The organism is Flavobacterium sp. (assembly GCF_039930565.1).
Classification (GTDB): Bacteria; Bacteroidota; Bacteroidia; order Flavobacteriales; family Flavobacteriaceae; genus Flavobacterium.
The window spans coordinates 1-24,835 of sequence record NZ_JBDTTP010000024.1 but is presented as its reverse complement, the minus strand read 5'-3'; the positions used below and the strand labels follow the sequence as shown (position 1 = coordinate 24,835).

General features: G+C 32.2%; 23 protein-coding genes. 20 read left to right on the top strand and 3 right to left on the bottom strand.

All coding sequences use genetic code 11. The annotated features are described in order from the left end of the window. Positions 1 to 87: 87 nt before the first annotated feature. The 4 genes from ABI657_RS08250 to ABI657_RS08235 all read left to right on the top strand — a co-directional run bounded on the left by ABI657_RS08250 (position 88) and on the right by ABI657_RS08235 (position 3,265). Entirely contained in the window at positions 88 to 642 is a 555-nt protein-coding gene (locus ABI657_RS08250) for a sigma-70 family RNA polymerase sigma factor (protein ID WP_348096771.1), read from the top strand. Then, the gene (locus ABI657_RS08245) at positions 639 to 1,175 is read left to right on the top strand and encodes an anti-sigma factor (RefSeq protein ID WP_348096770.1); all 537 of its coding nucleotides are present in this window, start codon (positions 639 to 641) and stop codon (positions 1,173 to 1,175) included. The genes ABI657_RS08250 and ABI657_RS08245 overlap by 4 nt, the downstream gene beginning before the upstream one ends. Then, positions 1,159 to 2,223: a hypothetical protein gene (locus tag ABI657_RS08240; protein WP_348096769.1), complete on the top strand. Its 1,065-nt coding sequence runs from the start codon at positions 1,159 to 1,161 to the stop codon at positions 2,221 to 2,223. The genes ABI657_RS08245 and ABI657_RS08240 overlap by 17 nt, the downstream gene beginning before the upstream one ends. A gap of 154 nt (positions 2,224 to 2,377) precedes the next feature. After that, positions 2,378 to 3,265 carry a carbon-nitrogen hydrolase gene (locus ABI657_RS08235; protein WP_348096768.1) on the top strand — a complete coding sequence of 296 codons (888 nt, stop codon included), beginning with the start codon at positions 2,378 to 2,380 and terminating at the stop codon, positions 3,263 to 3,265. A gap of 115 nt (positions 3,266 to 3,380) precedes the next feature. Here the strand turns inward: ABI657_RS08235 and ABI657_RS08230 are convergent, their stop codons facing one another. Continuing rightward, on the bottom strand, positions 3,381 to 4,640 hold the full coding sequence (locus tag ABI657_RS08230) for an OmpA family protein (protein ID WP_348096767.1): 1,260 nt from the start codon (positions 4,638 to 4,640) through the stop codon (positions 3,381 to 3,383). A 328-nt stretch (positions 4,641 to 4,968) separates the two neighbouring features. Between ABI657_RS08230 and ABI657_RS08225 the strand changes: the two genes are divergently transcribed. Continuing rightward, the gene (locus tag ABI657_RS08225) at positions 4,969 to 6,009 is read left to right on the top strand and encodes an agmatine deiminase family protein (protein ID WP_348096766.1); all 1,041 of its coding nucleotides are present in this window, start codon (positions 4,969 to 4,971) and stop codon (positions 6,007 to 6,009) included. Positions 6,010 to 6,133: 124 nt separating this feature from the next. On the opposite strand, the gene fahA is transcribed toward ABI657_RS08225, so the two are convergent. After that, positions 6,134 to 7,417: a fumarylacetoacetase gene (gene fahA / locus ABI657_RS08220; RefSeq protein ID WP_348096765.1), complete on the bottom strand. Its 1,284-nt coding sequence runs from the start codon at positions 7,415 to 7,417 to the stop codon at positions 6,134 to 6,136. Between the two features lie 108 nt (positions 7,418 to 7,525). Here fahA and glyA point away from each other — a divergent pair, with 108 nt between their 5' ends. From glyA to ABI657_RS08185, 7 genes are all read left to right on the top strand, one after another. Beyond that, the gene (glyA, locus tag ABI657_RS08215; protein ID WP_348096764.1) at positions 7,526 to 8,800 is read left to right on the top strand and encodes a serine hydroxymethyltransferase; all 1,275 of its coding nucleotides are present in this window, start codon (positions 7,526 to 7,528) and stop codon (positions 8,798 to 8,800) included. Positions 8,801 to 8,930: 130 nt separating this feature from the next. Beyond that, complete coding sequence (locus ABI657_RS08210; RefSeq protein WP_348096763.1) at positions 8,931 to 9,524, top strand: tRNA-(ms[2]io[6]A)-hydroxylase; 594 nt, start codon at positions 8,931 to 8,933, stop codon at positions 9,522 to 9,524. Between the two features lie 197 nt (positions 9,525 to 9,721). After that, positions 9,722 to 11,275, top strand: a complete 1,554-nt coding sequence (locus ABI657_RS08205; protein ID WP_348096762.1) for a bifunctional response regulator/alkaline phosphatase family protein — start codon at positions 9,722 to 9,724, stop codon at positions 11,273 to 11,275. Positions 11,276 to 11,342: 67 nt separating this feature from the next. Further along, the gene (tsaE, locus tag ABI657_RS08200; protein WP_348096761.1) at positions 11,343 to 11,750 is read left to right on the top strand and encodes a tRNA (adenosine(37)-N6)-threonylcarbamoyltransferase complex ATPase subunit type 1 TsaE; all 408 of its coding nucleotides are present in this window, start codon (positions 11,343 to 11,345) and stop codon (positions 11,748 to 11,750) included. Between the two features lie 4 nt (positions 11,751 to 11,754). After that, positions 11,755 to 12,228 carry a GNAT family N-acetyltransferase gene (locus ABI657_RS08195; RefSeq protein WP_348096760.1) on the top strand — a complete coding sequence of 158 codons (474 nt, stop codon included), beginning with the start codon at positions 11,755 to 11,757 and terminating at the stop codon, positions 12,226 to 12,228. A gap of 84 nt (positions 12,229 to 12,312) precedes the next feature. Then, on the top strand, positions 12,313 to 13,512 hold the full coding sequence (locus tag ABI657_RS08190) for an alanine dehydrogenase (RefSeq protein ID WP_348096759.1): 1,200 nt from the start codon (positions 12,313 to 12,315) through the stop codon (positions 13,510 to 13,512). A 36-nt stretch (positions 13,513 to 13,548) separates the two neighbouring features. Then, positions 13,549 to 13,923, top strand: a complete 375-nt coding sequence (locus ABI657_RS08185; protein WP_348096758.1) for a DUF4258 domain-containing protein — start codon at positions 13,549 to 13,551, stop codon at positions 13,921 to 13,923. A gap of 276 nt (positions 13,924 to 14,199) precedes the next feature. Here the strand turns inward: ABI657_RS08185 and ccsA are convergent, their stop codons facing one another. Beyond that, complete coding sequence (gene ccsA, locus ABI657_RS08180) at positions 14,200 to 17,391, bottom strand: cytochrome c biogenesis protein CcsA (protein ID WP_348096757.1); 3,192 nt, start codon at positions 17,389 to 17,391, stop codon at positions 14,200 to 14,202. 195 nt (positions 17,392 to 17,586) lie between these two features. On the opposite strand from ccsA, the gene ABI657_RS08175 reads away from it, so the two are divergent. From ABI657_RS08175 to ABI657_RS08140, 8 genes are all read left to right on the top strand, one after another. After that, the gene (locus ABI657_RS08175; protein WP_348096756.1) at positions 17,587 to 18,348 is read left to right on the top strand and encodes a Rossmann-like and DUF2520 domain-containing protein; all 762 of its coding nucleotides are present in this window, start codon (positions 17,587 to 17,589) and stop codon (positions 18,346 to 18,348) included. Next, positions 18,332 to 18,859, top strand: coding sequence for an HAD-IIIA family hydrolase (locus ABI657_RS08170; RefSeq protein ID WP_348096755.1), 528 nt, complete (start codon positions 18,332 to 18,334; stop codon positions 18,857 to 18,859). The genes ABI657_RS08175 and ABI657_RS08170 overlap by 17 nt, the downstream gene beginning before the upstream one ends. Positions 18,860 to 18,898: 39 nt before the next feature. Further along, complete coding sequence (locus tag ABI657_RS08165; RefSeq protein ID WP_348096754.1) at positions 18,899 to 19,825, top strand: geranylgeranylglycerol-phosphate geranylgeranyltransferase; 927 nt, start codon at positions 18,899 to 18,901, stop codon at positions 19,823 to 19,825. Then, on the top strand, positions 19,818 to 20,402 hold the full coding sequence (locus tag ABI657_RS08160; RefSeq protein WP_348096753.1) for a Maf-like protein: 585 nt from the start codon (positions 19,818 to 19,820) through the stop codon (positions 20,400 to 20,402). The genes ABI657_RS08165 and ABI657_RS08160 overlap by 8 nt, the downstream gene beginning before the upstream one ends. Before the next feature lie 10 nt (positions 20,403 to 20,412). After that, the gene (locus ABI657_RS08155) at positions 20,413 to 20,946 is read left to right on the top strand and encodes a mechanosensitive ion channel domain-containing protein (RefSeq protein WP_348096752.1); all 534 of its coding nucleotides are present in this window, start codon (positions 20,413 to 20,415) and stop codon (positions 20,944 to 20,946) included. A 103-nt stretch (positions 20,947 to 21,049) separates the two neighbouring features. After that, on the top strand, positions 21,050 to 22,150 hold the full coding sequence (locus tag ABI657_RS08150; protein WP_348096751.1) for an AI-2E family transporter: 1,101 nt from the start codon (positions 21,050 to 21,052) through the stop codon (positions 22,148 to 22,150). A 77-nt stretch (positions 22,151 to 22,227) separates the two neighbouring features. Then, positions 22,228 to 24,054 (top strand): POTRA domain-containing protein, encoded by a 1,827-nt coding sequence (locus tag ABI657_RS08145; RefSeq protein ID WP_348096750.1) that lies wholly within the window; start codon positions 22,228 to 22,230, stop codon positions 24,052 to 24,054. Positions 24,055 to 24,227: 173 nt separating this feature from the next. After that, a complete protein-coding gene (locus ABI657_RS08140) occupies positions 24,228 to 24,731 on the top strand; it encodes a hypothetical protein (RefSeq protein ID WP_348096749.1) in 504 nt (167 codons plus the stop codon). The last annotated feature ends 104 nt before the right edge of the window (positions 24,732 to 24,835 follow it).

The window sequence follows — 24,835 nt, the reverse complement described above, 5'->3', positions numbered from 1 at the left end:
GGCATTCTAAAAAAATACAATTAATTTTATCAAAAGTGTAACAAACCCAAAAAAGGAAAGTCATTATAAAAAAACCATCAATCATTATTGAACACAACCAATCAAAATATCGAAGAGTTAATCAAACTTTGTAAAGAAAACAATCAAAAAGCGCAATTCGAAGTTTACAATCGTTATTGTAAAGCCATGTATAATGTGGCTTACAGAATTGTAAAAGATGAACATTTTGCACAAGACGTCATGCAGGAAGGTTTTTTGAAAGCTTTTACAAAGATCAACGACTATAAACAGGAAGTGGCTTTTGGAGCGTGGCTTAAAAAAATTATTATTAATTATAGTATTGATTTTTATAAAAAGAACAATGTTCTTCAGATGGAAGACCTGAATAAGACACTCTATAAAATTGAAGAAAATGATAGCTTTTTTTCTGAAAGTATAGATTTGAATTCACTTAAAGTAAAGCAGGTTTTGGATATAATTTCATGCTTAAAAGATAATTACCGCATGGTTATGACACTTTTTTATATTGAAGGTTATGATCAGGAAGAAATTAGCGAAATCTTAAATATAAGTTATGCCAATTGCAGAACTACATTAAGCAGGGCAAAAGAAAGTTTGCGGAAAAAATTAGAGGAAATATGAGAAAGGAAAATAACAACTTTGAAGAATTATTTAAAAAATTTGAGAATCAGTGGGATATTCAGGAAATAAATTCTGACCACCAGCTGAATTTCTTAAATAAATTAAATAAAAAACAGCCGAAGAAAAAAAATCACACTGGTTGGGCCATTGCAGCGTCAATAGTATTATTATTAGGTATATCTGTTTTTTACAATAATAATGAGAAACCAAAGGAATTTAAATTTGCATCAAAAGAAACTAAACGAACAGATTCTATTTTTAGTATTCTAATTGATAATGAGCTAATTAAATTAAAAGAAAAAAGTTCACCGGAAAACAAACAAATAATTAATGATGCCTTGAGACAAATGAAAGTTTTCGATTCTGATTATGAAAAAATAATTAAAGAGGTCCAAAAAAACGGTGAGAACAAACAAATTATTTATGCTATGATCAGCAACCTGCAAACCAGAATATCTTTTTTACAAACGGTTTTGCAACGAATTGAAGAAAACGAAAATTTAAAAAATACAACTGATGAAAAAATATTATAACCAAATGATTTTATTCATTTTAATTCCTTTTTTAGGGTTTTCAAATGATGGTGATGCTTTTATTTCAAAGCAAAAAAGTATAAAAAAAACGTATATCGTTAATTCGAATGCAGGAATTGATATTGATAATAAATATGGTAATATTACAGTATTAATGTGGGATGAGGATAAAATTGACTTAGATATTACCATAAAAGTTACCGGAGGAAATGAAAATTGGGTAAATGAGAAACTAAATAGCATTGACATTGATATTACAGCACTTAAATCAATGGTTACAGCGATTACAAAAATTGGAAACTCCTCATTAAAAAGTAAGGGAAGCAGCAACAGTTTTGAAATTAATTATGTGATTAAAATTCCGAAAAACGGAACTGTAAAAATTAATAATAAATACGGAAATATTAATGCTCCCAGTTTAGAGTCAACCACAGATATTTCCTGTAAATACGGAAAAATAATATTAGGTAAGCTCAATGGTTCTAATAACAGAATTGAGATTAGATATTCTCAAAATTCAAGTATCGACTATATTAAAGAGGGTAAAATTGAAGCGGATTATTCAGGCTTAAAAATAAACGACTGTGGAAATTTACACCTCGATGCTAATTACACAGATGTTTCGATTCAGGAAGGCCAAAATATAAAATACGAAGGTAATTACGGAACTTTTAAGTTTCAGAAAATTAACTCTATTATCGGTTCAGGAAATTACCTGACCATTTTTATCAATGAAATTTCCAATAACTTGAACATCGATGGGAACTATTCTAAAATAAATGTTGGACTTTTGAATGACAAATCTAAAAATGTCAACATTAATACAGGATATACTAATATTTCATTAGGCTACACCACCAATTATGCTTTTGACTTTGATATTAATACAAAATATGCAAATATTAAAAGTGATGGCAGTTTAGAAATTGCTGTAAATGAAACCAAGGCCAATTCAAAAAGAATAAGCGGTTTCAATAGGAAAAAAGGTCAGAATAAAGTTATTGTTAACTCTAATTATGGTAATGTAATTTTAGTTAAAAAACAATAATCCCGATTTACTACTTACTATTCTAAAATAATTAAAACACCAATCTTTTAAAGACTGGTGTTTTTTTTATAATTCTTTGACCTATCTGTTGCCGTCTTTGTATTCTTTGCCATTCCTCTAAAAATTACTATTTTTGCAATCTAAATTTTAGGTCATGCCAAAAAGAAAATATAAAATAGCCGTTATTCAGTTAAACCTTAACGATGTTGCTGAAAATAATCTTAAAAAATGTATTAACTGGGTTAGGGATGCTGCCACTAAAGGTGCAGAAGTTATCCTATTACCTGAATTATACAGCAGTCATTATTTTTGCCAAAGTGAAGATGTAGATAATTTTGCATTAGCAGAGCCACTTTACAGTACTTCATTCATTGCTTTTAGCGAATTAGCAAAAGAATTAGGAGTGGTTGTTATTGTTCCTTTCTTCGAGAAAAGAATGGCAGGAATTTATCACAATAGCGCATACATTATTGATACAGACGGAACAGAAGCAGGTTTATACCGTAAAATGCATATTCCGGATGATCCTCATTTTTATGAAAAATTCTATTTTACTCCTGGCGATTTAGGTTTTCAGGCTATCCAAACTAAAAAAGGAACTGTTGGAACTCTGATTTGCTGGGACCAATGGTATCCGGAAGCTGCCCGAATTACAGCTTTAAAAGGTGCTGAAGTCTTGTTTTATCCAACAGCAATTGGATGGCATCCAAAAGAAAAAGAGCAATATGGAGAAAACCAATATGGTGCCTGGATGAATGTTATGAAAGGGCATGCTGTTGCAAACGGAGTTTTTGTTGCTGCAGCAAACAGAATTGGACTGGAACAATACATTGAGGGAACAGACGGAATTCAGTTTTGGGGTTCTTCGTTTATTGCCGGCCCTCAAGGAGAAATTTTAGCACAAGCTTCTCATGATAAAGAAGAAATACTTATTGCCGAAGTTGATCTTGATTTACAGGAAAATGTACGTCAGAACTGGCCATTTTTCAGAGACAGAAGAATTGATGCTTTTGGAGATATTACAAAAAGAGCCATTGATTAATTTCAATAATTATTTATAAAATAAAAGGACAAAATCTAACTTTAGATTTTGTCCTTTTTTATTCTTCAAAAAAAACCGTTTCAAATATTTGAAACGGTTTTTTAAAATTTATTAATTATTTTACTTTAAAAGTAACTCTTCTAACGATTTGTCTTGCTTCCTGAGAGTTTTTGTTCACAGAAGTATCTTCACCGTTTGCAATTACATTTAATCTTGAAGCATCAATTCCAGCATTTATAGCTATACTTTTTACAGCTTCAGCTCTTTTTCTTGATAATTCACTGTTGTAATCTGTAGATCCAATTTCATCAGAGTATCCTATGATATCTGCCGATTTCCCTGGATTGTTTTTCAAATATTTTACTAAGAAATCAACACCTGATATTGAAGCATTTGTTGGTTTTGAAGAGTTAAAATCAAAATAAACATTTACGTATCCACCATTAATTAATTCTTCAATAGTGTTATTTGTAGCACCATTACCGTTTTGACCATACGTTTTTTCTAAGTAGCTTTCTAATTCATCCGGCACACCATTTTGATTATTATCTATGGCTTGTCCTTTTGTATTAACTGCAACTCCACTTACTGTATTTGGTTCTAAATCATATAAATCTGCAACACCATCTTTATCAGTATCTAAAAGACCTGTTTCGATTGTTGAAACTCTTTCTTCTAACTCATCCATTCTGTTTCCTTCTCCAACCCAGTCAGCATGTTTTTCATTTTTACCTAAGTAAAAAGTCAAACCAACAGATGCATTTAATAAAACGCCGTCAAATGAACCAGTAGTTGTAGGACTCATTCCATCAAAGTTATGATTTTGTCTTCCATTCACTATACCGGTTAAATCCCCGGTTAAGGCAACGCTGTTACTCAGTCTTATTTGTCCTGTAAGTCCAAGGATACCATGACCCATATAATCTTCACCATCAAAACCATTGTCAGAAGTCAATTGAGAAACTCCAAAACCACCATGAGCCAAAAGTCCAAATGTATTTGTCCATGTTTCAAAATCTAATGCTCTTCCAAGGTTAATAACCCCTTGTAAACTTGTTCTTAATTGTCTGCTTTCAAATGGAGCAGTATCATCACGTTCCTGAAATTGGTCATATCCAAAATCTAATTTCAAACCAAATTTAGGATTAAACATATATCTTACACCCAAGTCTGCATGAAATGGATTTAAAGTAGCTGTTGAATAGCCAGGAGTCAATGCTCTTGTTGGTTTATTTACACCACCATTCAATTCAATAGACCATTTATCGTAAGGTGCTTTTTCAACTGTTTTTTGAACTGATGTTGTTGACATATCCTGAGCATTTCCTGCGAAAGCCAGTAATAAAAGTGATAGAGTAGTTAATTTATTTTTCATGTTAAGTTTCGTTTGATTTTTATTTAATTATAAACTTATTGCAAATTTATAATAATGAATTCGCAATTATCTTCCATTGATTTTTGAGGTATTTATATAATTCCCATCTTTTATTGATTTTTAACAGTAATTAATCAGAAAATTACCTTTTTAGAAAAAATTAGAAAATAATGCCTGAAAAATTTTTGTTAATTCATCATTTAAAAATGTATAGTTTGTTATCATAAAAATTGATCAGATTTTAAAAATATAATTTGTAAATGCCTACACCTATTTCATAATCCTTACGAATGATTATCTTTGTACTCTTTAATTTTAGAAACTTTTTATGACAACAAATAATAGAAGATTTCCGGCAGAATGGGAAAAACAGCAAGGAATCGTATTGTGTTTTCCACACAATGGAAACGACTGGCCTGGAAAATATGAGGCAGTCCAATGGGCTTTTGTTGAATTTATTAAAAAAGTAGCAACCTTTGAAACTGTTTTTTTGGTCGTAGCCGATGAAAAACTAAAAGAAAAAGTTATAGAAATGTTGGAAAGAGCTCGTGTAAATGTGAGTAATGTTTGTTTTATCATTCATAAAACAAACAGAAGCTGGATGCGTGATTCGGGACCTATCATTGTAAAAAATGGTTCTAAAAGAGAAGCTTTGAATTTTAACTTTAACGGCTGGGCAAAATATAAAAACTATCAACTGGATAAATTTGTTCCTGGAAAAGTAGCAGATTGTATTAATGTTCCCTTAACGCAGGTACTGTATAAAGGAAAACCGGTAATTGTTGAAGGTGGGGCAATTGATGTAAACGGAAAAGGAACATTGTTAACTTCTGAAGAATGTTTAATGCATCCAACCATTCAGGTGAGAAATAAAAATTTCACTAAAGAAGATTACGAAGCTGTTTTTAAAGAATATCTTGGAGTGACCAATGTAATCTGGTTAGGAGACGGAATTGAAGGTGATGATACTCATGGTCATATCGATGATTTATGCCGATTTGTAAATGAAGATACGATTGTGACAATTGTAGAGACTGACAAAAACGATTCAAACTACAAACCTTTACAAGATAATTTGAAACGTTTGCAAAATTCAAAATTAGAAGATGGAAAAGCGCCGACAATTGTAGCATTGCCAATGCCTAAACGTGTTGATTTTGAAGATTTAAGGTTGCCTGCCAGTTATGCTAATTTCTTAATTTTAAACAAATGCGTTTTAGTTCCAACGTTTAACGACATTAATGATCGTGTAGCATTAAATATACTCTCAGAATGCTTTCCTGACAGAGAAGTAATTGGTATAAACTGTATCGATTTTATCTGGGGATTCGGAACCTTACATTGCCTGAGTCAGCAGATTCCGGCTTAAACTCAAATATAGCATAAGCTGTAATTTTAAATCCAGAATTTTAGGATTTCGGTTTACAATAATTCATATAAAAAAACTTGTTAGTAATTTAACAAGTTTTTTTATATCATCATTTGTATTTTATTCATGGCCTAATAAACGGAGGCAATAATTGGCTGCAAACTTCTCCAAAACCTAGTCTAACTTCTGCATTTTCACAAAAACCCCTAAAAATAACAGTATCATTATCTTCGATAAATTTACGTTCACTCCCACCCTGTAATTGTATTGGCTTCTGACCTCCCCAAGTCAATTCTAACATAGAACCATAACTGTCAGGAGTTGGTCCGGAAATGGTTCCGGAACCCATCATGTCACCAGAATTTACGCGACACCCATTTGAGGTATGATGTGCCAATTGCTGTGCCATTGACCAGTATAAATATTTAAAATTAGATTTGGAAATTACGGTTTCTTCCTGATCTTCAGGTTTAATTGAAACTTCTAAATTAATATCAAATGTCTTTTTTCCTTTTGTCTGTAGATAAGGAAGTGGTGAGGGATCCTGTTTAGGTCCTTTAGCTCTAAAAGGCTCCAATGCATCCATAGTTACAATCCATGGAGAAATTGAAGTGGCAAAGCTTTTAGCGAGAAATGGCCCAAGTGGTACATATTCCCATTTCTGGATATCGCGTGCACTCCAGTCATTCAATAAAACCATTCCAAAAATATAATCTTCCGCTTCATAAGTTGGGATATTTTCGCCCATTACATTTACATCGGTAGTTATAAAAGCCGTTTCCAGTTCAAAATCTACTAAACGTGACGGACCGAATACAGGATATTTTTCTCCAGCAGGCAAAGTCTGTCCCATTGGTCGGTGTACAGGAATTCCTGATGGAACAATCGTAGAACTCCTTCCATGATAACCTACCGGAATGTGCAGCCAGTTTGGTAATAAGGCATTTTCAGGATCACGGAACATTTTACCTACGTTGGTCGCATGTTCCTTACTGGAGTAAAAGTCGGTATAATCACCAATTAAAACAGGTAATTGCATCTCTACGTCATCTATTTCAAAAATAACAATCTCACGATCTTTTGTTGAATCCCTAAGTTGTGGATTGTTTGCATCAAAAATATCCGCAATACGATTTCTAACCAAACGCCATGTTTTTTTTCCGTCAGAAATAAAATCATTAAGCGTATCCTGCATGAACATATCGTCAGTCAGATCTATTCCTTCAAAATAGTTTAATTGTTGTAAAGCTCCTAAATCTATAGCAAAGTCGCCAATTCTGGTTCCTACTGTAACGACATTTTCTTTGGTAAGAAAGACACCGAAAGGAATATTCTGAATAGGAAAATCACTATTCTCTGGTACTTCTAACCATGATTTTCTTTTGGTATCGTTGGCGGTTATTGGCATGTTAATGTTAATTATTTGTTGAAAAATTCTATGTCAAATATATCATAATCTAACAGTTTCACAAACGTTTTTTTGTATTTTTGCAGGAAATTAACGAAAAACGAAAAAATGCAACGCGACGAACAAATTTTTGACCTTATACTAGAGGAACAAGACAGACAAATTCACGGATTAGAACTTATTGCTTCAGAAAACTTCGTAAGTGATGAAGTAATGGAAGCAGCAGGATCTGTTTTAACTAATAAATATGCTGAGGGATATCCTGGCAAAAGATACTACGGCGGTTGCGAAGTAGTTGACGTTATTGAGCAAATTGCAATTGACAGAGCAAAAGAATTATTTGGCGCTGAATATGCAAATGTGCAGCCTCACTCTGGTTCTCAGGCAAATGCCTCTGTCTTTCATGCTTGTTTACAGCCTGGAGACAAAATATTAGGATTCGATTTATCGCATGGTGGTCACTTAACTCACGGTTCTCCTGTAAACTTTTCAGGACGTATTTACAATCCTGTTTTTTACGGTGTAGATAAAGAAACCGGACGATTAGATTATGATAAAATTCAGGAAATTGCAACTAAAGAACAGCCAAAATTAATCATCGCAGGAGCTTCTGCTTATTCACGTGATATGGATTTTGCACGTTTCAGAGTAATTGCGGATAGTGTTGGAGCTATTTTATTTGCTGACATTTCCCATCCTGCAGGTCTTATTGCAAAAGGATTATTGAATGATCCAATTCCGCATTGTCATATCGTTTCTACCACAACTCACAAAACATTACGCGGACCGCGCGGAGGTTTGATTTTAATGGGAAAGGATTTTCCAAATCCGATGGGCCTAACTACTCCAAAAGGAGAAATCAGGATGATGTCTAATTTATTAGATTTAGCTGTTTTTCCGGGAAATCAAGGCGGCCCTTTAATGCATATTATCGCTGCTAAAGCGGTTGCTTTCGGTGAAGCTTTAAAAGATGAGTTTTTTACTTATGCCATGCAACTACAAAAAAATGCCAACGCTATGGCTGACGCTTTTGTAAAAAGAGGATATAACATTATTTCTGGAGGGACTGACAATCACATGATGTTAATTGATTTAAGAAATAAAAATATTTCAGGAAAAGAGGCAGAAAATGCATTAGTAAAAGCTGAAATTACAGTTAATAAAAACATGGTTCCATTTGATGATAAATCACCATTTGTAACTTCAGGAATTCGTGTTGGAACAGCTGCTATTACTACTCGTGGTTTAGTTGAAGAAGATATGGAAACTATCGTAGCATTAATTGACAGAGTATTGTCAGATCATACAAATGAAACTGTTATCGAAGAAGTAGCTAATGAAGTGGATGAAATGATGAGCGAAAGACCAATTTTCGTATACTAAAAATAATCATAAAATCTTAAAGTCGAAGGTCAAAAGTCTTGAAATGGAATATTAATTTCTATTTTATTTTTGATTTTCGACTTTTTTTGACTTTACAACTTTATGACTTTCTAACTTTAAGACTTAAAAAATGGGCGTATTACGATTACAATTACCAACAGACCCAAGATGGGTTAATATTGTAGAGAAAAATATTGAAGAAATTCTTACTGATCATGCGTGGTGCGAACAAAAAGCCGCAACAAATGCGATTACCATTATAACCAATAATTCTGAACATCAGGATTTGGTAAAAGATTTATTGGCTCTGGCAAAAGAAGAAATCGATCATTTTGAACAGGTTCATAATATTATCATCAAAAGAGGATTAAAATTAGGACGCGAACGCAAGGACGATTATGTTAATGAATTGTATATGTACATGAAAAAAAGCGGTGATGGAAGCCGTGTTTCGGGTTTAGTGGAAAGATTATTATTCTCCGCTATGATTGAAGCCAGAAGCTGTGAGCGTTTTAAAGTGCTATCTGAAAATATTCAGGATGAAGAACTGTCGCTTTTTTACAGGGAATTGATGGAAAGCGAAGCCGGACATTACACTACTTTCATTACGTATGCCCGTAAATACGGAGTTGGGATTGATGTTGAGAAACGCTGGAGAGAATGGCTGGAATTTGAAGAATCAATTATTACCAATTACGGAAAAGGAGAAACTATTCATGGCTGATTTTTTGAAAAATCTATAAAAAACTACAATTACAATTAACCAATTTTGTCAATTGTAAATACGCATTTTATAAATTTTTATCACCTTTTTCCTTTATCTTTTTACGTAAATAATTACATCCGAAAATTTAATTTTATACTATTTTTAATACTTTTTAAGTTCTAGAACTTTAAATTGCATTAAAATTAAAGTCAATTATGGATAAGATAAAAATACTTTGGGTCGATGATGAAATCGATCTTTTGAAACCACATATATTATTTCTTGAGAAAAAAAACTACGCAGTTACTACTTGCAATAACGGATTAGACGCAATAGGGTTATTTGAAGAAAATAATTTTGATATTGTTTTTTTAGATGAAAATATGCCGGGAATGAGCGGTTTGGAAACACTTTCAGAAATGAAAGAAAAAAAATCAGCTATTCCTATGATTATGATTACCAAAAGTGAAGAGGAATATATTATGGAAGAAGCAATTGGTTCTAAAATTGCCGATTACCTGATAAAACCCGTAAATCCAAATCAAATTCTGTTAAGCCTAAAGAAAAATTTAGATCATTCGAGATTAATTTCTGAGAAAACAACTTTAGACTACCAAAAAGAATTCAGAAAAATTTCAATGGAATTGGCCATGGTCAATTCTTTTGAAGATTGGATTGAATTATACAAAAAATTAATTTTCTGGGAGTTAGAACTTGAAAATATCAATGATCAGGGAATGGTCGAAATCCTGGAATCACAAAAAGTCGAAGCCAATTCGCAGTTCGGAAAATACATTGAAAGAAATTATGAAGACTGGTTTTCTCCAAAAGCCGATAAACCGATTCAATCCCATACTTTGTTTAAAGAATTGGTAGTCCCGGAGATTAAAAAGAAAGACAAGCCAATTTTGTTTGTTGTCATTGATAATTTACGTTATGATCAATGGAAATCCTTTGAAACCGTTGTATCCAATTATTATAAATTAGAAAAAGAAGTTCCTTATTTCTCCATACTTCCAACAGCAACTCAATATGCAAGAAATGCGATTTTTTCAGGCTTGCTCCCTACAGAAATGGAAAAGCAGTTTCCTGATTATTGGAAAAATGATGTAGAAGATGGTGGTAAAAACCTTTTTGAAGCCGAATTTCTTTCTGCTCAATTGAAACGTCTGGGATTGGATATCAAGGAAGATTATTTTAAAATCACCAATTATGCAAGCGGAAAAAAACTGTCAGAAAACTTCAAGGCATTAAAAGGTAATGATCTTGTAACGGTTGTTTACAATTTTGTGGATATGCTGTCACATGCCAAAACTGAAATGGAAGTTGTCAAAGAACTGGCTTCTGATGATAAAGCTTATCGTTCGTTGACACTGAGCTGGTTTAAAAATTCTCCACTTTTAGAAATCATTCAACAGGCACAACTGTTAGGTTTCAAATTGATACTTACTACAGATCACGGAACCATTAATGTAAAAAACCCATCGAAAGTTGTTGGAGACAAAAACACAAGTCTTAATTTGCGTTATAAAACAGGTCGTAGCTTAACCTACGAGCAAAAAGATGTTTATGTCGTAAAAGAACCTAAAAAAATTGGTCTGCCAGCTATAAATATGAGCAGTTCGTTTATTTTTGCAAAAAATGATTTGTTTTTGGCTTACGTAAACAATTATAATCATTATGTAAGTTATTACAAAAATACGTATCAGCATGGTGGAATTTCATTAGAGGAAATGATTATTCCTTTTCTGGTATTTAATCCAAAATAAAATAAACTTCAGTCCCCTATTTAATTTTGTTTGGGGGCTAATTCTTTAAATCAAGAAATACAAACAAATGAATATCGTTTTTTCATTAGATCAGATTCAAGATGCAGCAGAACAAATTATTGCTCAAAATCCAAGAAAAATTATTCTTTTTAATGGAGAAATGGGAGTTGGAAAAACAACGCTCATCAAGCAATTGTGCAAAAGTTTAGGCGTTAAAGACGCTACCAGCAGCCCCACTTTTTCTTTAGTTAATGAATATCAAAATTTTGATAATCAACATGTTTATCATTTTGATTTCTACAGGATAAATAAAGAAAGTGAAGCACTGGATATGGGTCTTGATGATTATTTATATTCTGGGAACTGGTGTTTTATTGAGTGGTCTGAAAAAATTTCCAGCTTAATACCTGAGGAACATTCTGTGGTGACAATTGAGTTATTGGCAGATGGAAAAAGAAAGCTTGAACTAATTTAAACCAATGAATACAGAAAATCACATTGAAATTATTCCGTTTTCACAAGATCTAAAAGAGCACATCAAGACCTTAAATCTGGAGTGGCTTACCCAATATTTTAAAATTGAAGAGAAAGATCAATTAATGCTTTCAAATCCACAGGAGGAAATTATAGATAAGGGTGGAATGATATTTTATGCCAGATATAATAATGAAATTTTAGGAACAGTTTCCTTAATGAAAGTAGACGAAACCACTTTTGAATTGAGTAAAATGGCGGTTTCAGATAAAGCTCAGGGTTTAGGAATAGGGAATAAATTACTTTTACATACTTTCGATGTAGCCAAACAAAATAACATCAAAAAATTAGTTTTATATTCGAATAGAATTTTATTATCGGCTATTCATTTATATACCAAATTTGGTTTCACTGAAATTCTTCTTGAAGATGGACTCTATGAAAGAGCGAATATTAAAATGGAAAAGATAATGCCTTAATTACAGGAATTCAGTATTGGCCGAATTTTGCACTAATTTTAAAACTTTTTACGTAATTTGTACTCTTAATTTTTTGCTTAACTTATGTCTATAACCTTAACTCCATTTACGAAACAACAACTTTTACCACAAGAAGAAAAACTTGAAGTTGGCCGACATAAAAGAGAACTTTTCATAGGAATTCCTAAAGAAACAAGTTATCAGGAACGCCGTATTTGTTTGACACCGGATGCTGTTAATTCGTTGACATATGCCGGACATCGCGTTATGATAGAATCCGGTGCAGGAGAAAGTTCTAGCTATTCGGATAAGGAATATAGTGACGCTGGTGCCGAGGTAACAAAAGATACCCAGAAAGTTTTTGGCTGTCCGATGTTGTTAAAAGTTGAACCTCCTACTTTGGCAGAAATTAAAATGATTAATCCTGAAACGATTATCATTTCGGCCATTCAGCTTAAGACTAAAAAGAAAGCTTATTTTGAAGCCTTGACACAAAAAAAAATTACAGCACTTGCATTTGAATATATTAAGGATGAAGACGGATCGTATCCTGCTGTAAAATCCCTAAGTGAAATTGCTGGAACAGCTTCCATTCTTGTTGCCGCAGAATTGATGATCACAAATGAATTTGGTAAAGGTTTGTTATTTGGAAATATTACTGGAGTCCCTCCTACTGAAGTTGTTATTTTAGGTGCAGGAACTGTCGGCGAATTTGCTGCAAAAACAGCAATTGGTTTGGGTGCCAATGTAAAAGTATTTGATAATTCAATTACCAAATTACGTCGTTTACAAAATAACCTGAATCAACGCATTTTTACTTCTACTATTCAACAAAAAGCATTACTGAAAGCCTTAAGACGTTGTGATGTGGCTATTGGTGCAATGAGAGGCAAAGAGCGCTGTCCGATTGTGGTGACTGAAACTATGGTGGAACACATGAAAAAAGGTGCTGTTATTGTTGATGTAAGCATTGATACAGGAGGATGCTTTGAAACTTCTGAAGTAACAACGCATGAAAAACCTACTTTTATAAAAAGCAATGTTTTACATTATTGTGTACCCAATATTCCATCGAGATATTCTAAAACGGCTTCCCTTTCTATTAGCAACATTATTACGCCCTATCTTTTGCAGATTGCAGAAGATGGAGGATTGGAAAGTGCCATAAGATGCAATAAAGGCTTAAAAAACGGAATATATCTTTATCATGGAATATTAACCAACAAAGCCATTGCAGAATGGTTTGATTTACCTGATAACGACATCAATTTACTTGTTTTCTAAAGTAACTTTCGCTTACCTTTGCAAAAAATTTATTTCATGAAGTTCGTACATCGTTTTGCTTATTATTTGATTGGTTTAGTTATGGGATGCTTTTTTGTAGCGCTTGTTTTTAGTGGAAAAGATACCCGATGCAATTACTTTCCGAATGCCCGTGTTTTGAATAACTTAAGAACAAAACCTTTTCAGTATTCTGATAAAGCAATTAAGACATTAAATGAAAAATGGGTTGATACTACAGATATCAAAAATACATTAACGTATGGGGATGTTGACTTTGATAAAAGTAATATTACTGTCAAAAGTGGGAAACTATATGTTATTGAAGGCAAAACAGCTAAAAATCAGGAAATCATTTTGAAAGTAATGAATTACGAAAAGAAAGCAGTTTTAGAGGAAATCATTAAAAAATAATTCAACAAAATATAGCAATAGGGATAGTTTTTAGCTATCCCTATTTTTATTCTTAGAATTAAGTTTCTAAGATTAACTTTTAATATATAGATTTAAACAGAAAAGTAATTCTTATTAACTCTAAAGCCCTAGCCCTGATGGAAGCGGCATCCTTTTGTGCCGGGGTTCGGCATAAAAGATATAGCGGACAGCAGGAAAAAGCTCCTCGAATTATTCCAATAAAAAAAGGTTCAACTTTTAACAGCTAAACCTTTTTTGTGTGAATTAATAATTATTTTATTTTTTATAATGTTTTCTATACGACGGATACGTTACGGCACCAATTAAGGCTATAGTTCCCATTGAATACCATATCCAGTTGAGTGAATGTGCTTCGCCGCTTGCGTAGGAATGCAAACCTACTAAGTGAAAATTTACACCGTAATACGTAAATAAAATCGAGATAAAAGCAAACATACTCATTACATTGAAGAACCATTTGCTACGAAGTGCAGGAACGAAACGAGCGTGGATCACGAAAGCATATATCATGATACTAATTAAGGCCCAGGTTTCTTTTGGGTCCCACCCCCAGTAACGACCCCAGCTTTCATTGGCCCATTGTCCACCCAGAAAGTTCCCGATGGTTAACATGACAAGACCAATAGTTAGTGACATTTCGTTGATATAGGTTATTTCTTTTAGGCTTAAGCTTATTTTTGCCTTGTTGTTCTTATTGGTAAAAAAAATTAACAGCAGAGCTACAAATCCTAATATCATTCCGAGAGCAAAAGGTCCGTAACTTGCTACGATAACTGCTACGTGAATCATTAACCAATATGAGTTTAATACGGGCTGCAGATTTGCTATTTCGGGATCAATCCAGTTCATGTAAGCCGCCATTAAAATCATAGCGGTAACAAATGCAGAAGAAGCAACGGTAAGTTTTGATTTTCTGTCGAAAGCTAATCCGAAGAACATGGTTGCCCATGCTACATAAATAATTGATTCGTAAGCATTACTCCAGGGTGCATGACCTGAAATGTACCAACGGGCAATTAAGCCAAGTGTATGCAATCCGAATAAAATTCCGATAATAACATGAAAGCCATTAATAGTTATTCGAAGCAATTTCTTTTCAAAGAAGATGTTTACAATCGTAAAAATCAACATAAAAATAGAAGCTGTAATGTACCAGTAAGGCAATTTCTTGAATACATCATATTTATTATACGCAATCTCAGCATCAATTTTTTCTTCGCTCGGACGAACTTTGCTTCCAAATTTCTTTTGGAAACCATTGATACTTTCTACCAGTTCATCAGCAGTTTTAAAATCTTTTGAAACAGAACCATTATTTAAAGCCCTGAAATATAAAGGAAGAATTTGCTTTGTATAAGTAGCGTCCATACCTTTTAAACCGGACTGACCAATTTCCAGATAAGAAATCCATTTATTATTAGGATCATTTGGAATTGGAAAAATTTTGAGAATACTTCCGCTCAATGCCGATTCCATCAAATTTACTTTTTTATCTGTCTCGATAAAATCTTTTTCAAACTGGTTTGGATTTGCAGATTTATAAGCGGTTTCCAGATAAGAAGAGAGCTTGTAATTCCCATTAGCATCAAAAAACTTTACAAAAGGCGCATGTTCAGCATCTTTTTCTACTCCAATAATTTTACGAATGCTGTCGTTTCCTGATCGCAAATAGATTATTGGAACTTGTATCCAGACTTGCGCATATTGTGTTATGGATAAGAAAGCCTGATCAGAATTCATTCCGTTATACGTATCGCTATGGCTTACTTTTCGCAGTAATTCAGATGAAAAAGTGTTAACAGGTTTCATTCTGCCTCCTGCATCCTGAATAATCAAGCGTCCAAATTTGGCCGCATGTTCTTCAGGAGCTTTATAAATTGTCAATAAAGAATCTATTTGTTTTTTACTAGGAGCAGCTGTTACGTGATTGGCATGATCATTTGGATCTTCAGTATTTTTGTGGTTATGTTCATGAACATGAGGCGCCTGAGCAAAACCAGTAAAGCTTAGCATCAAAACCAGGATTGTGATTAGCTTTTCTTTTTTCTTTTTTACTACATCCAGCTTTCGCTTCAAATCAGCAAAACGCGAATGTTTGGTAAACATAATTGCCATTAGTCCAAAAAACAACATAAAATATCCCAAATAAGTAATTGATGTTCCCCAAAAATCATGGTTTACAGATAATACCGTTCCTTTTTCGTCCGGATCAAATGAAGATTGAAAAAAGCGATATCCTTTATGGTCCAAAACATGGTTCATATAAATATCGGCATTAAAAGTTTCTGCAGAATCCTGAACTGTCACCTTACTTTCAAACGCCGAATAGCTTTTTTCAGTTCCGGGATATTTTGTAGCAATAAAATCGTTAAGTTTTATTTTAAATGGCAATATGTAAGCTTTACTTCCATAGAACAAAGTATAATCAATATTACCTATTTTAACTGATTTTGGTTCCCCAATTTTTCCTTTAGACCCTAAGAGGGTTACTTCTTTTTCCTGTCCTTCTGCGGTAAGTTTTACAATTAAGGCATCGTTATGTGATTTTGCTTTAAAGTCCTTATTAGACTCGTAAGTAATTATTCCTTTGATTGCAGGATCAGGAAATACAATTCTAATATCTCCAATACTATACAGGGAACGCATCATTAATGGCTGGACATTATCTTTGGTTAGTGATCCCTGAAACTTATCAGCCATTCGCATATAGGTTCCTTCAAACGGTGTTTGAATAGTGTATTTTTCTCCTGTTGTATTAATGTTGATCGCACCAGCTGTAGGTTTATTCAAAGCAAACAGAACATTATGAATATTTTGAACTTCGCCTTCTTTAATAAAATGCTCTTCACGCCCGCCCTCTCCTGCTTCAACTAATTTCAAATATAATATTCCTTTGGGATCCGGTTTTACCGTTTCTTTGGCACCCATGATATAATTAGAGTAAGAAACCTCGAAAGGAGTCTGATCAAATTTACCTGATTTGGTAAAATAATTATTGGTAACTGGTGATAACAATAGACTTTTTTCGAAAACCCTTCGTTTCATTTCGCCTTTATATTCTCCATCAGCAAAAATGGTTAGGAATGTTTTTTCTGAATAAATTTGATTTTCTGCCGCACCTTCCCTGATTGGCATTACACCTTCATAACTAATGTAACGTGTTATAAAAGCGCCTAACAGAATAAAAATAAAAGCAAGATGAAGAATCAAGGTTGCCCATTTCTCTTTTTTTAGTAGCTGATAACGTTTAATATTTCCAAGGAAATTTATCATAAAAAACACCATTATAGCCTCAAACCACCAAGTGTTATAAACTAAAATTCGGGAAGTATCTGTGTTGTATTTGCTTTCTATAAAAGTGCCCACGCCCATTGCAATTGCAAATGTTAAAAAAAGAATCGCCATTAATCGGGTAGAAAACAAAAAAGAGAATATTTTTTTATCCATTTTTGAGGAATTACATTGTGTAAAAGTGGCACAAAAGTACTTAAAAATGTTGAGTTCCTATATTTGCAATTTGTTAATTAAAACCAAAAATACCTTGTAATAATGAATAGAAATGCTTTTGGAGAATCAATCATTTCTAAATTATAAGTTTTGTGAAAATCAGGTGTCTTAAAAAAATAATGTTAATTTTGCCTTATGATTAAAATAACGCTAATTGGTTCCGGAAATGTTGCCCAGCATTTAATAAAAGCTTTCGAAAAAAGTGCGTTTATTGAATTGACGGAAGTATTTTCGAGAAAAAAAGAAACCTTGGAAAATCTTTTGGATTCGAATAAAATTACAACTGATTTTGCCAATCTGAAAGAAGCTGATTTGTATATTATTGCAGTAACAGATGATGCCATAAACGATGTTTCTAAACAAATACCGTTTCGTGATAAATTGGTAGTTCATACTTCTGGAACATCTTCAATTGATACTTTAGATAATAAAAATAGAAAAGGAGTTTTTTATCCTTTGCAGACTTTCTCCAAAAATAAAGCTGTTGATTTTTCAGTAGTTCCAATTTGTCTGGAAGCTGAAAATAAGGATGATTACAATATCCTTGAAATTGTAGCGAGTAGTATTTCAAATGAAGTTTTTGAAATTAGTTCGAAACAAAGAAAAGCATTACATGTTTCTGCTGTTTTTGTTAGCAATTTCACCAATCATTTATACCAGATTGGACATGAAATCTGCAACGAACATCAGGTGCCATTTGAAATTTTAAAACCACTCATTCAGGAAACTGCTGATAAAATAAAAACACTAAATCCTAATGAAGCCCAAACAGGTCCGGCGAAGCGTAATGATATAGGTACAATTGAAGCACATTTAGCATTTATAACAAATGACAATCAAAAAAATATTTATAAAATACTAACACAATCTATTCAGAATAATGGCAAAAAGTTATAAGGAAATAATGAATGATATCACAACATTTATTTTTGATGTTGACGGCGTACTTACAGATAGTTCTGTTTTTGTTACCTCCGATGGCGAAATACTTCGCACTATGAATATTCGGGATGGCTTTGCCTTGAAAGCAGCTGTAGAAAGCGGCTATCATGTTTGTGTTATTTCTGGTGGAAGCAACGAAGGTGTGCGTATCAGATTACGCAATTTAGGAATTACAGATATACATTTAGGCACTCCTGATAAAGTAGCAACTTTTAAAGAATATACCGATACTTACAGCATAAATCCAGAAAATGTTTTATACATGGGTGATGATATTCCTGATTTTCATGTAATGAAGCTGGTAGGATTGCCAACCTGCCCACAGGATGCCAGTCCGGAAATAAAAAATATCTCCCGCTATATTTCGCATGTAAAAGGTGGAAGAGGCGCAGCACGTGATGTTATTGAGCAGGTTATGAAAGTACAGGGGAAATGGATGGAATACTTTAATGGCAAACACGACTAAATAATTGTTAATTTAAGTCATTAACTAAGAAACAAAAAAATGAAATACCTTAAACTTATTCGGTATCAAAACCTTCTAATGCTTGCGTTCATGCAGGTTTTATTTCGATATGCATTTTTAAAGCAACAAAATATACCTTTAGCCTTAACAGATTGGCAATATGGTTTATTGGTTTTAAGCACCATTTTAATAGCAGCAGCCGGCTATGTGATTAATAATGTTTTTGATGTTGTGACCGATACAATCAATAAACCAGATGATGTTGTTATTGGCAGGGGAATTTCTGAAACAATGGGTTATAATATCTACATATTCCTTAATATTACAGGAGTAGCAATTGGTTTTTATCTCTCAAATGTAATTCAGAGACCCGGATTTGCTACCATTTTTATTTTAATCGCTTCGTTGCTTTATTTTTACAGTACTACATTAAAACAAATTATGGTTTTGGGTAATATTGCTGTAGCTTTTACTTTAGCTATGAGTATTATAATTATTGGTTTTTTTGATATTTTTCCGGCAACAATAGCAGAAAACCGGGCACAAATGGCAAGCTTTTTTTCTATCCTGACAGATTATGCCATATTTGCTTTTATGATTAATCTTATTCGTGAAATAGTTAAGGACATTGAAGATGTAAATGGAGATTATAATCAGGGAATGAATACCTTGCCTATTGCAATCGGAACAAGCAGAACAGCCAAAATAATTTTAGTAATTACCCTGATACCCATCATTTTATTACTCATCTACATTAAAAAATACTTTATAGAAAATAATTTATACATTGTTACTTTATATGCTCTCGCATTTGTATTAGCTCCTTTAATTTATTTTGTAATAAAACTTCTGAATGCAAAATCCCAAAAAGACTTTCATCATTTAAGTAGTGTTTTGAAGCTCGTACTTTTATTTGGAATATTATCAATCGCAATTATTACTTTCAATATTCGCTACAATGCTTAGAGAAAAATTAAAAAAGTATAACTTAATTCTGGCTTCAGGTTCGCCTCGCAGACAGCAATTTTTTAAGGATCTGGATCTCGATTTTGAAATTCGATTAAAGGATATTGAGGAACTTTATCCCTCAGCATTACAAGCTGTTGAAATAACAAATTTTTTGGCAGAACTAAAAGCAAATGCATTTCATGGTGAACTAAAACCAAATGACATTCTGATAACCAGCGATACTATTGTATGGCATCAAAATAAAGCATTAGGCAAACCAAAACATGCTGAAGATGCTTTTATTATGATAAAATCGCTGTCCAATACTACACATGAAGTTATCACGTCTGTCTGCTTTAAAACGGATAAACATTTGACACTTTTGCATGATATCACAAAAGTTACATTTAATACCATATCTGATGAGGATATATTGTATTATATAAAAAAACACCAGCCTTATGATAAAGCTGGTGCTTATGGAATTCAGGAATGGTTAGGCTTTATGGCTGTAGCAAAAGTAGAAGGCTCGTATACCAATGTTATGGGACTGCCAACAGCCAAAGTTTACGAATATTTAAGTACATTAGTGTAAAAAATAATTTATGTTTTCTTTGAAAGAATATAGTCAGGAAATATTTGCAACGGGAATTCTAATATTAGCTTTAATTTCATTAAGGATTATTATTGCAAAATTAATTCGCAATTATGCTAAAACTACTCATTTATTTGAGCATCGAACCAATTTGGTAATTAAATATGTTCATCTTTTGATGAATACATTGTTTATTATTAGCCTTATTGTAATTTGGGGAGTAGAAACAAAAGATATTTTTATAACCGTTTCTTCTATAACTACTGTTATTGGTGTCGCAATGTTTGCACAATGGTCCATTTTGAGCAATGTCACTTCGGGTATGATTTTATTTTTTTCTTTTCCATTTAGAATTGGTGATACTATAAAAATTCATGATAAAGATTTCCCAATTGAAGCAGAAATCGAAGACATAAGTGCTTTTCATGTGAATTTAAGAACCAAGGAGGGAGAAAGAATTATTTATCCAAACAATCTTTTATTACAAAAAGGAATTTCAATACTACCAATATACCATCAGGAAGAAAAGGAATTTGTTGATTAATTGTAATGGGAATTTTATAAACTAATGAAGAAAAATTACAACACTACAATTTGATTTATATATCAATTTTGTTGTACCTATTTAACTTCATAAAAATCCGAATATGACAGAAACTATAAAATTGCCGTTTTACGTAAAATTTACCTGTATATTATTAATTTTAATTTGTATTGGTGGCTTATCCTACATTGGAAGTGATGTGATTACACCTGTATTACTGGCTTTTTTATTTACTGTTTTGCTCCTGCCGTTGCATAGTTTTTTTTCAGTAAAATTACATTTCCCTACTTATCTTGCTTCTTTTATAACTGTTATAATTTTTGTTCTTTGTATTGCTGCTATTTTAGTATTCATTTCTTATCAGGTTACTGACATTGCAAATGATTTTGACATCATTAAAAAGAATGCAATTTCATTTTTTAATAATACCCAGTCCTTTATTAATGAAAAATTTCAAATAAGCATATGGGAACAAAAAAAATATATTCAAAAAGTAACCAGTGACACTGTTCAAAATGGATCTGAAACTATAGGTACAGCAATAGGGTCTGTTAGTGATGTATTGTTGAATAGTATGCTTGTTGTAGTTTTTACATTTTTGTTTCTTTTGTATAAAACTCACTTTATTCTTTTTTTAGCTAAATTATTTGATAAAGATGATCATGCTAAATTAAAAGATATTATTACGCAAATAAAAATTTCAATCAATAACTACATTTTGGGACTTATTTTTGAAATGTTTGTTGTTTCCATACTTACAGGTTTAGGTTTATGGATTATTGGTGCGAAATATTTTATTTTGTTAGGTCTTGTTACAGGGATTTTAAATATGATTCCTTACATCGGAATTATGATTGCAGGTATCTTAACTATCCTATCATCGCTGACAGGAACACCTGAGGTATCTATGGTAGTTAGTATTTTAGTCGTAAATATCATAGTCCAACTAATTGATAATAACGTACTTGTTCCTTTAATAATTAATTCAAAGGTTGAAATTAATGCACTTGTTTCCATAATTGGAATTATTATTGGTGGAGCGATTGCAGGAATTTCAGGAATGTTTTTGGCCATACCTTTATTGGCAATGCTCAAAATTATCTTTGATAGAATTGAATCTCTAGAACCTTGGGGCTATGTTATGGGCAATCATATGCCCAAAAAATTCACCTGGAGAATTCGTAAGGTAAAAACGGAGAATTAAAAATGTCTGTATTCCTTTTAATACTTTCTTGTATAGTATACATATTCATATAAAATTAAGAAGCAAAAAATATTCGAATGTTTCGAAAACTAAAAATAGTTGTAATCATCCTCTTTTGCATTGGTTCTCAAAGCACATTTTCGCAGGAAATTAAAACTATAAAAGATACTACAGAAAGATATTCGAAACTCAAAAAATTTTCTAAAAAAAATAAATTTACAACCTTTCTGAATAAGATAATTTTCAGACCTACTAAAATAAAAAAGAAAGACATAACTCTGGTAGAAACAAAGCAGGTTAAAAAAGCAGAGGGAAAAATTATAAGGAATATTAGAATTATTACTTTAGATCCTTTTGGCAATTCTGATACTGATTCTACGATGGTGCCTAACAATTGGGGGGAAAGAACGGGAAACAGGCTTCATCTTAAAACCAAAAAATTTGCTATTAAAAATTTATTGCTTTTTAAAAAGAACACTCCTTATAATACTTTTAAAATTAGCGAGTCAGAACGTATTATAAGATCACAGCGGTATGTAAACAGAGTAGATATTACTGAAAAATTAGTAGGCACATCAAATGATTCCGTAGATGTTACAATTAGGGTTCTCGATTCATGGAGCTTACTTCCTAAATTTTCAATGTCAAGTTCAAAAATAAGAGTAGGGTTTAATGATCGAAATATACTTGGAACGGGACAGCAATTAGAATATCGGTTTACTAATAGATTTGAAGATGGACGAAATGGCCACGATATGACGTATACCATACCGAATATTAACAATACTTTTATAAACTCCAAAATGAATTATTATACTGATTTGGATAAAAACTATAATAAAGGTATTAGCATAGAGCGACCATTTTATTCACCATTAACAAAATGGGCAGGTGGAGTATCATTAATACAGAACTTCAGGAAAGATAGTTTACAAGCTGCCGATTTGCATTATGAGTTTCAGAACTTTAAAAGCAATACACAGGATTACTGGATTGGAAAAGCATTTAATATTACAACATCAACTCCCAAAAAAAAGGATAGAACTACAAATATCATATTGTCCGGACGATTTTTGAATATAGATTATACTGAAAAACCATTTACAGAATTTGATACTATTAATTTTTTTTCTGATGAAAAGCAATATTTGATGGGTATTGGAATTAACACGCGTGAATTCGTAAAAGATAATTATATATTCAGAAATGGTAATACTGAAGATATTCCTATTGGAAGAATATTCGGAATTACTTTTGGCTATCAACATAAAAATCAAACATGGAGACCCTATTTAGGCGCTCAGGCTTCATTTGGAGATTATTACAAATGGGGATTTCTTAGTACTAATTTTGAGATAGGAAGTTTTTTTGATGAATCCAAAACTTATCAAACTTCTATTTCTTTTGAGGCTAATTATTTTACAAAATTATTGGAAATTGGAAATTGGAAAATAAGACAGTTCATTAAACCTGAAGTAATAGTTGGAATAAATCGTCAAAACTCTATTGGAGATCAGCTTACTATTAATGAAAACTATGGAATATACGGATTTAATGCTCCCGCATATGGAAAAAGTAAAATGGTTTTAACTTTGCAGACCCAAACGTATGCACCAAAAGAAATTCTGGGGTTTAGGATGAATCCCTACCTTAATTATTCTATTGCCGTTTTAGGAACAAGTAATTCCGGACTCTTGCAAAACAAATATTATTCAAAATTAAGTCTAGGGGTTTTAATAAGTAACGACTATTTAGTATTTAGTTCTTTCCAGCTTTCTATTTCATACTATCCAACCATACCTTTTCAGGGCGATAATATCTTTAAAACTAATACTTTCCAAACTACTGATTTTGGTTTACAAAGCTTTGAGTTGGCTAAACCAAGGATGGTTGAATATAGATAGGAAAAAATATCACGCTTCAAACATTTTTTTATTTAATAAAATCGCTGATAATCAGCTGTTTTATATTTATATCTCTTTATTCATAAAAAAATAGCAATGTTTTCAGTTTATAGTTTTAAGTTTTGGCATAATATATGGATAAACCAAAATAAGTAACATAAAAAACAATAAAAATGAAAACAATTAAAATAGCAATTCTTGGATTATTTCTTTTAATTGCAAATGCTACGCAAGCTCAGGTATCTTTAAATATTAATATCGGGACAACTCCTGATTGGGGACCTGCTGGTTATACAAATACTGAATATTATTATTTACCTGATATTCAATCTTATTATGATGTAAGAGCATCTCAGTTTATTTATTTTGGAGGAGGGACATGGGTAAGGTCAAATCGATTACCAGCTCATTACAGAAATTATGATTTATACAATGGTTATAAAGTAGTTCTAAATGATTATCACGGCAGAACGCCTTATGTTCATTATGATAAACATAAAGTTAGATATCACAAAGGTTATTATGGAGCACCACAAACGTGTTACAAACCTAGATATGAAAATAAACACTTTGGCTATAATAATAAACATCATCAAAAAAATAATAATCACAACTATGACAGACATGAAAACAATAGCAGGCATGATAGACATTATAAACACGATAGACATAATTAATATCAAATCGATATGTATAAAAAAAGAGTGTCAATAATATTGAACTCTTTGGTAGTGTCTCACTAACTGTGTAAGTTAAAAAATGATGGGGTTATTAAACCATC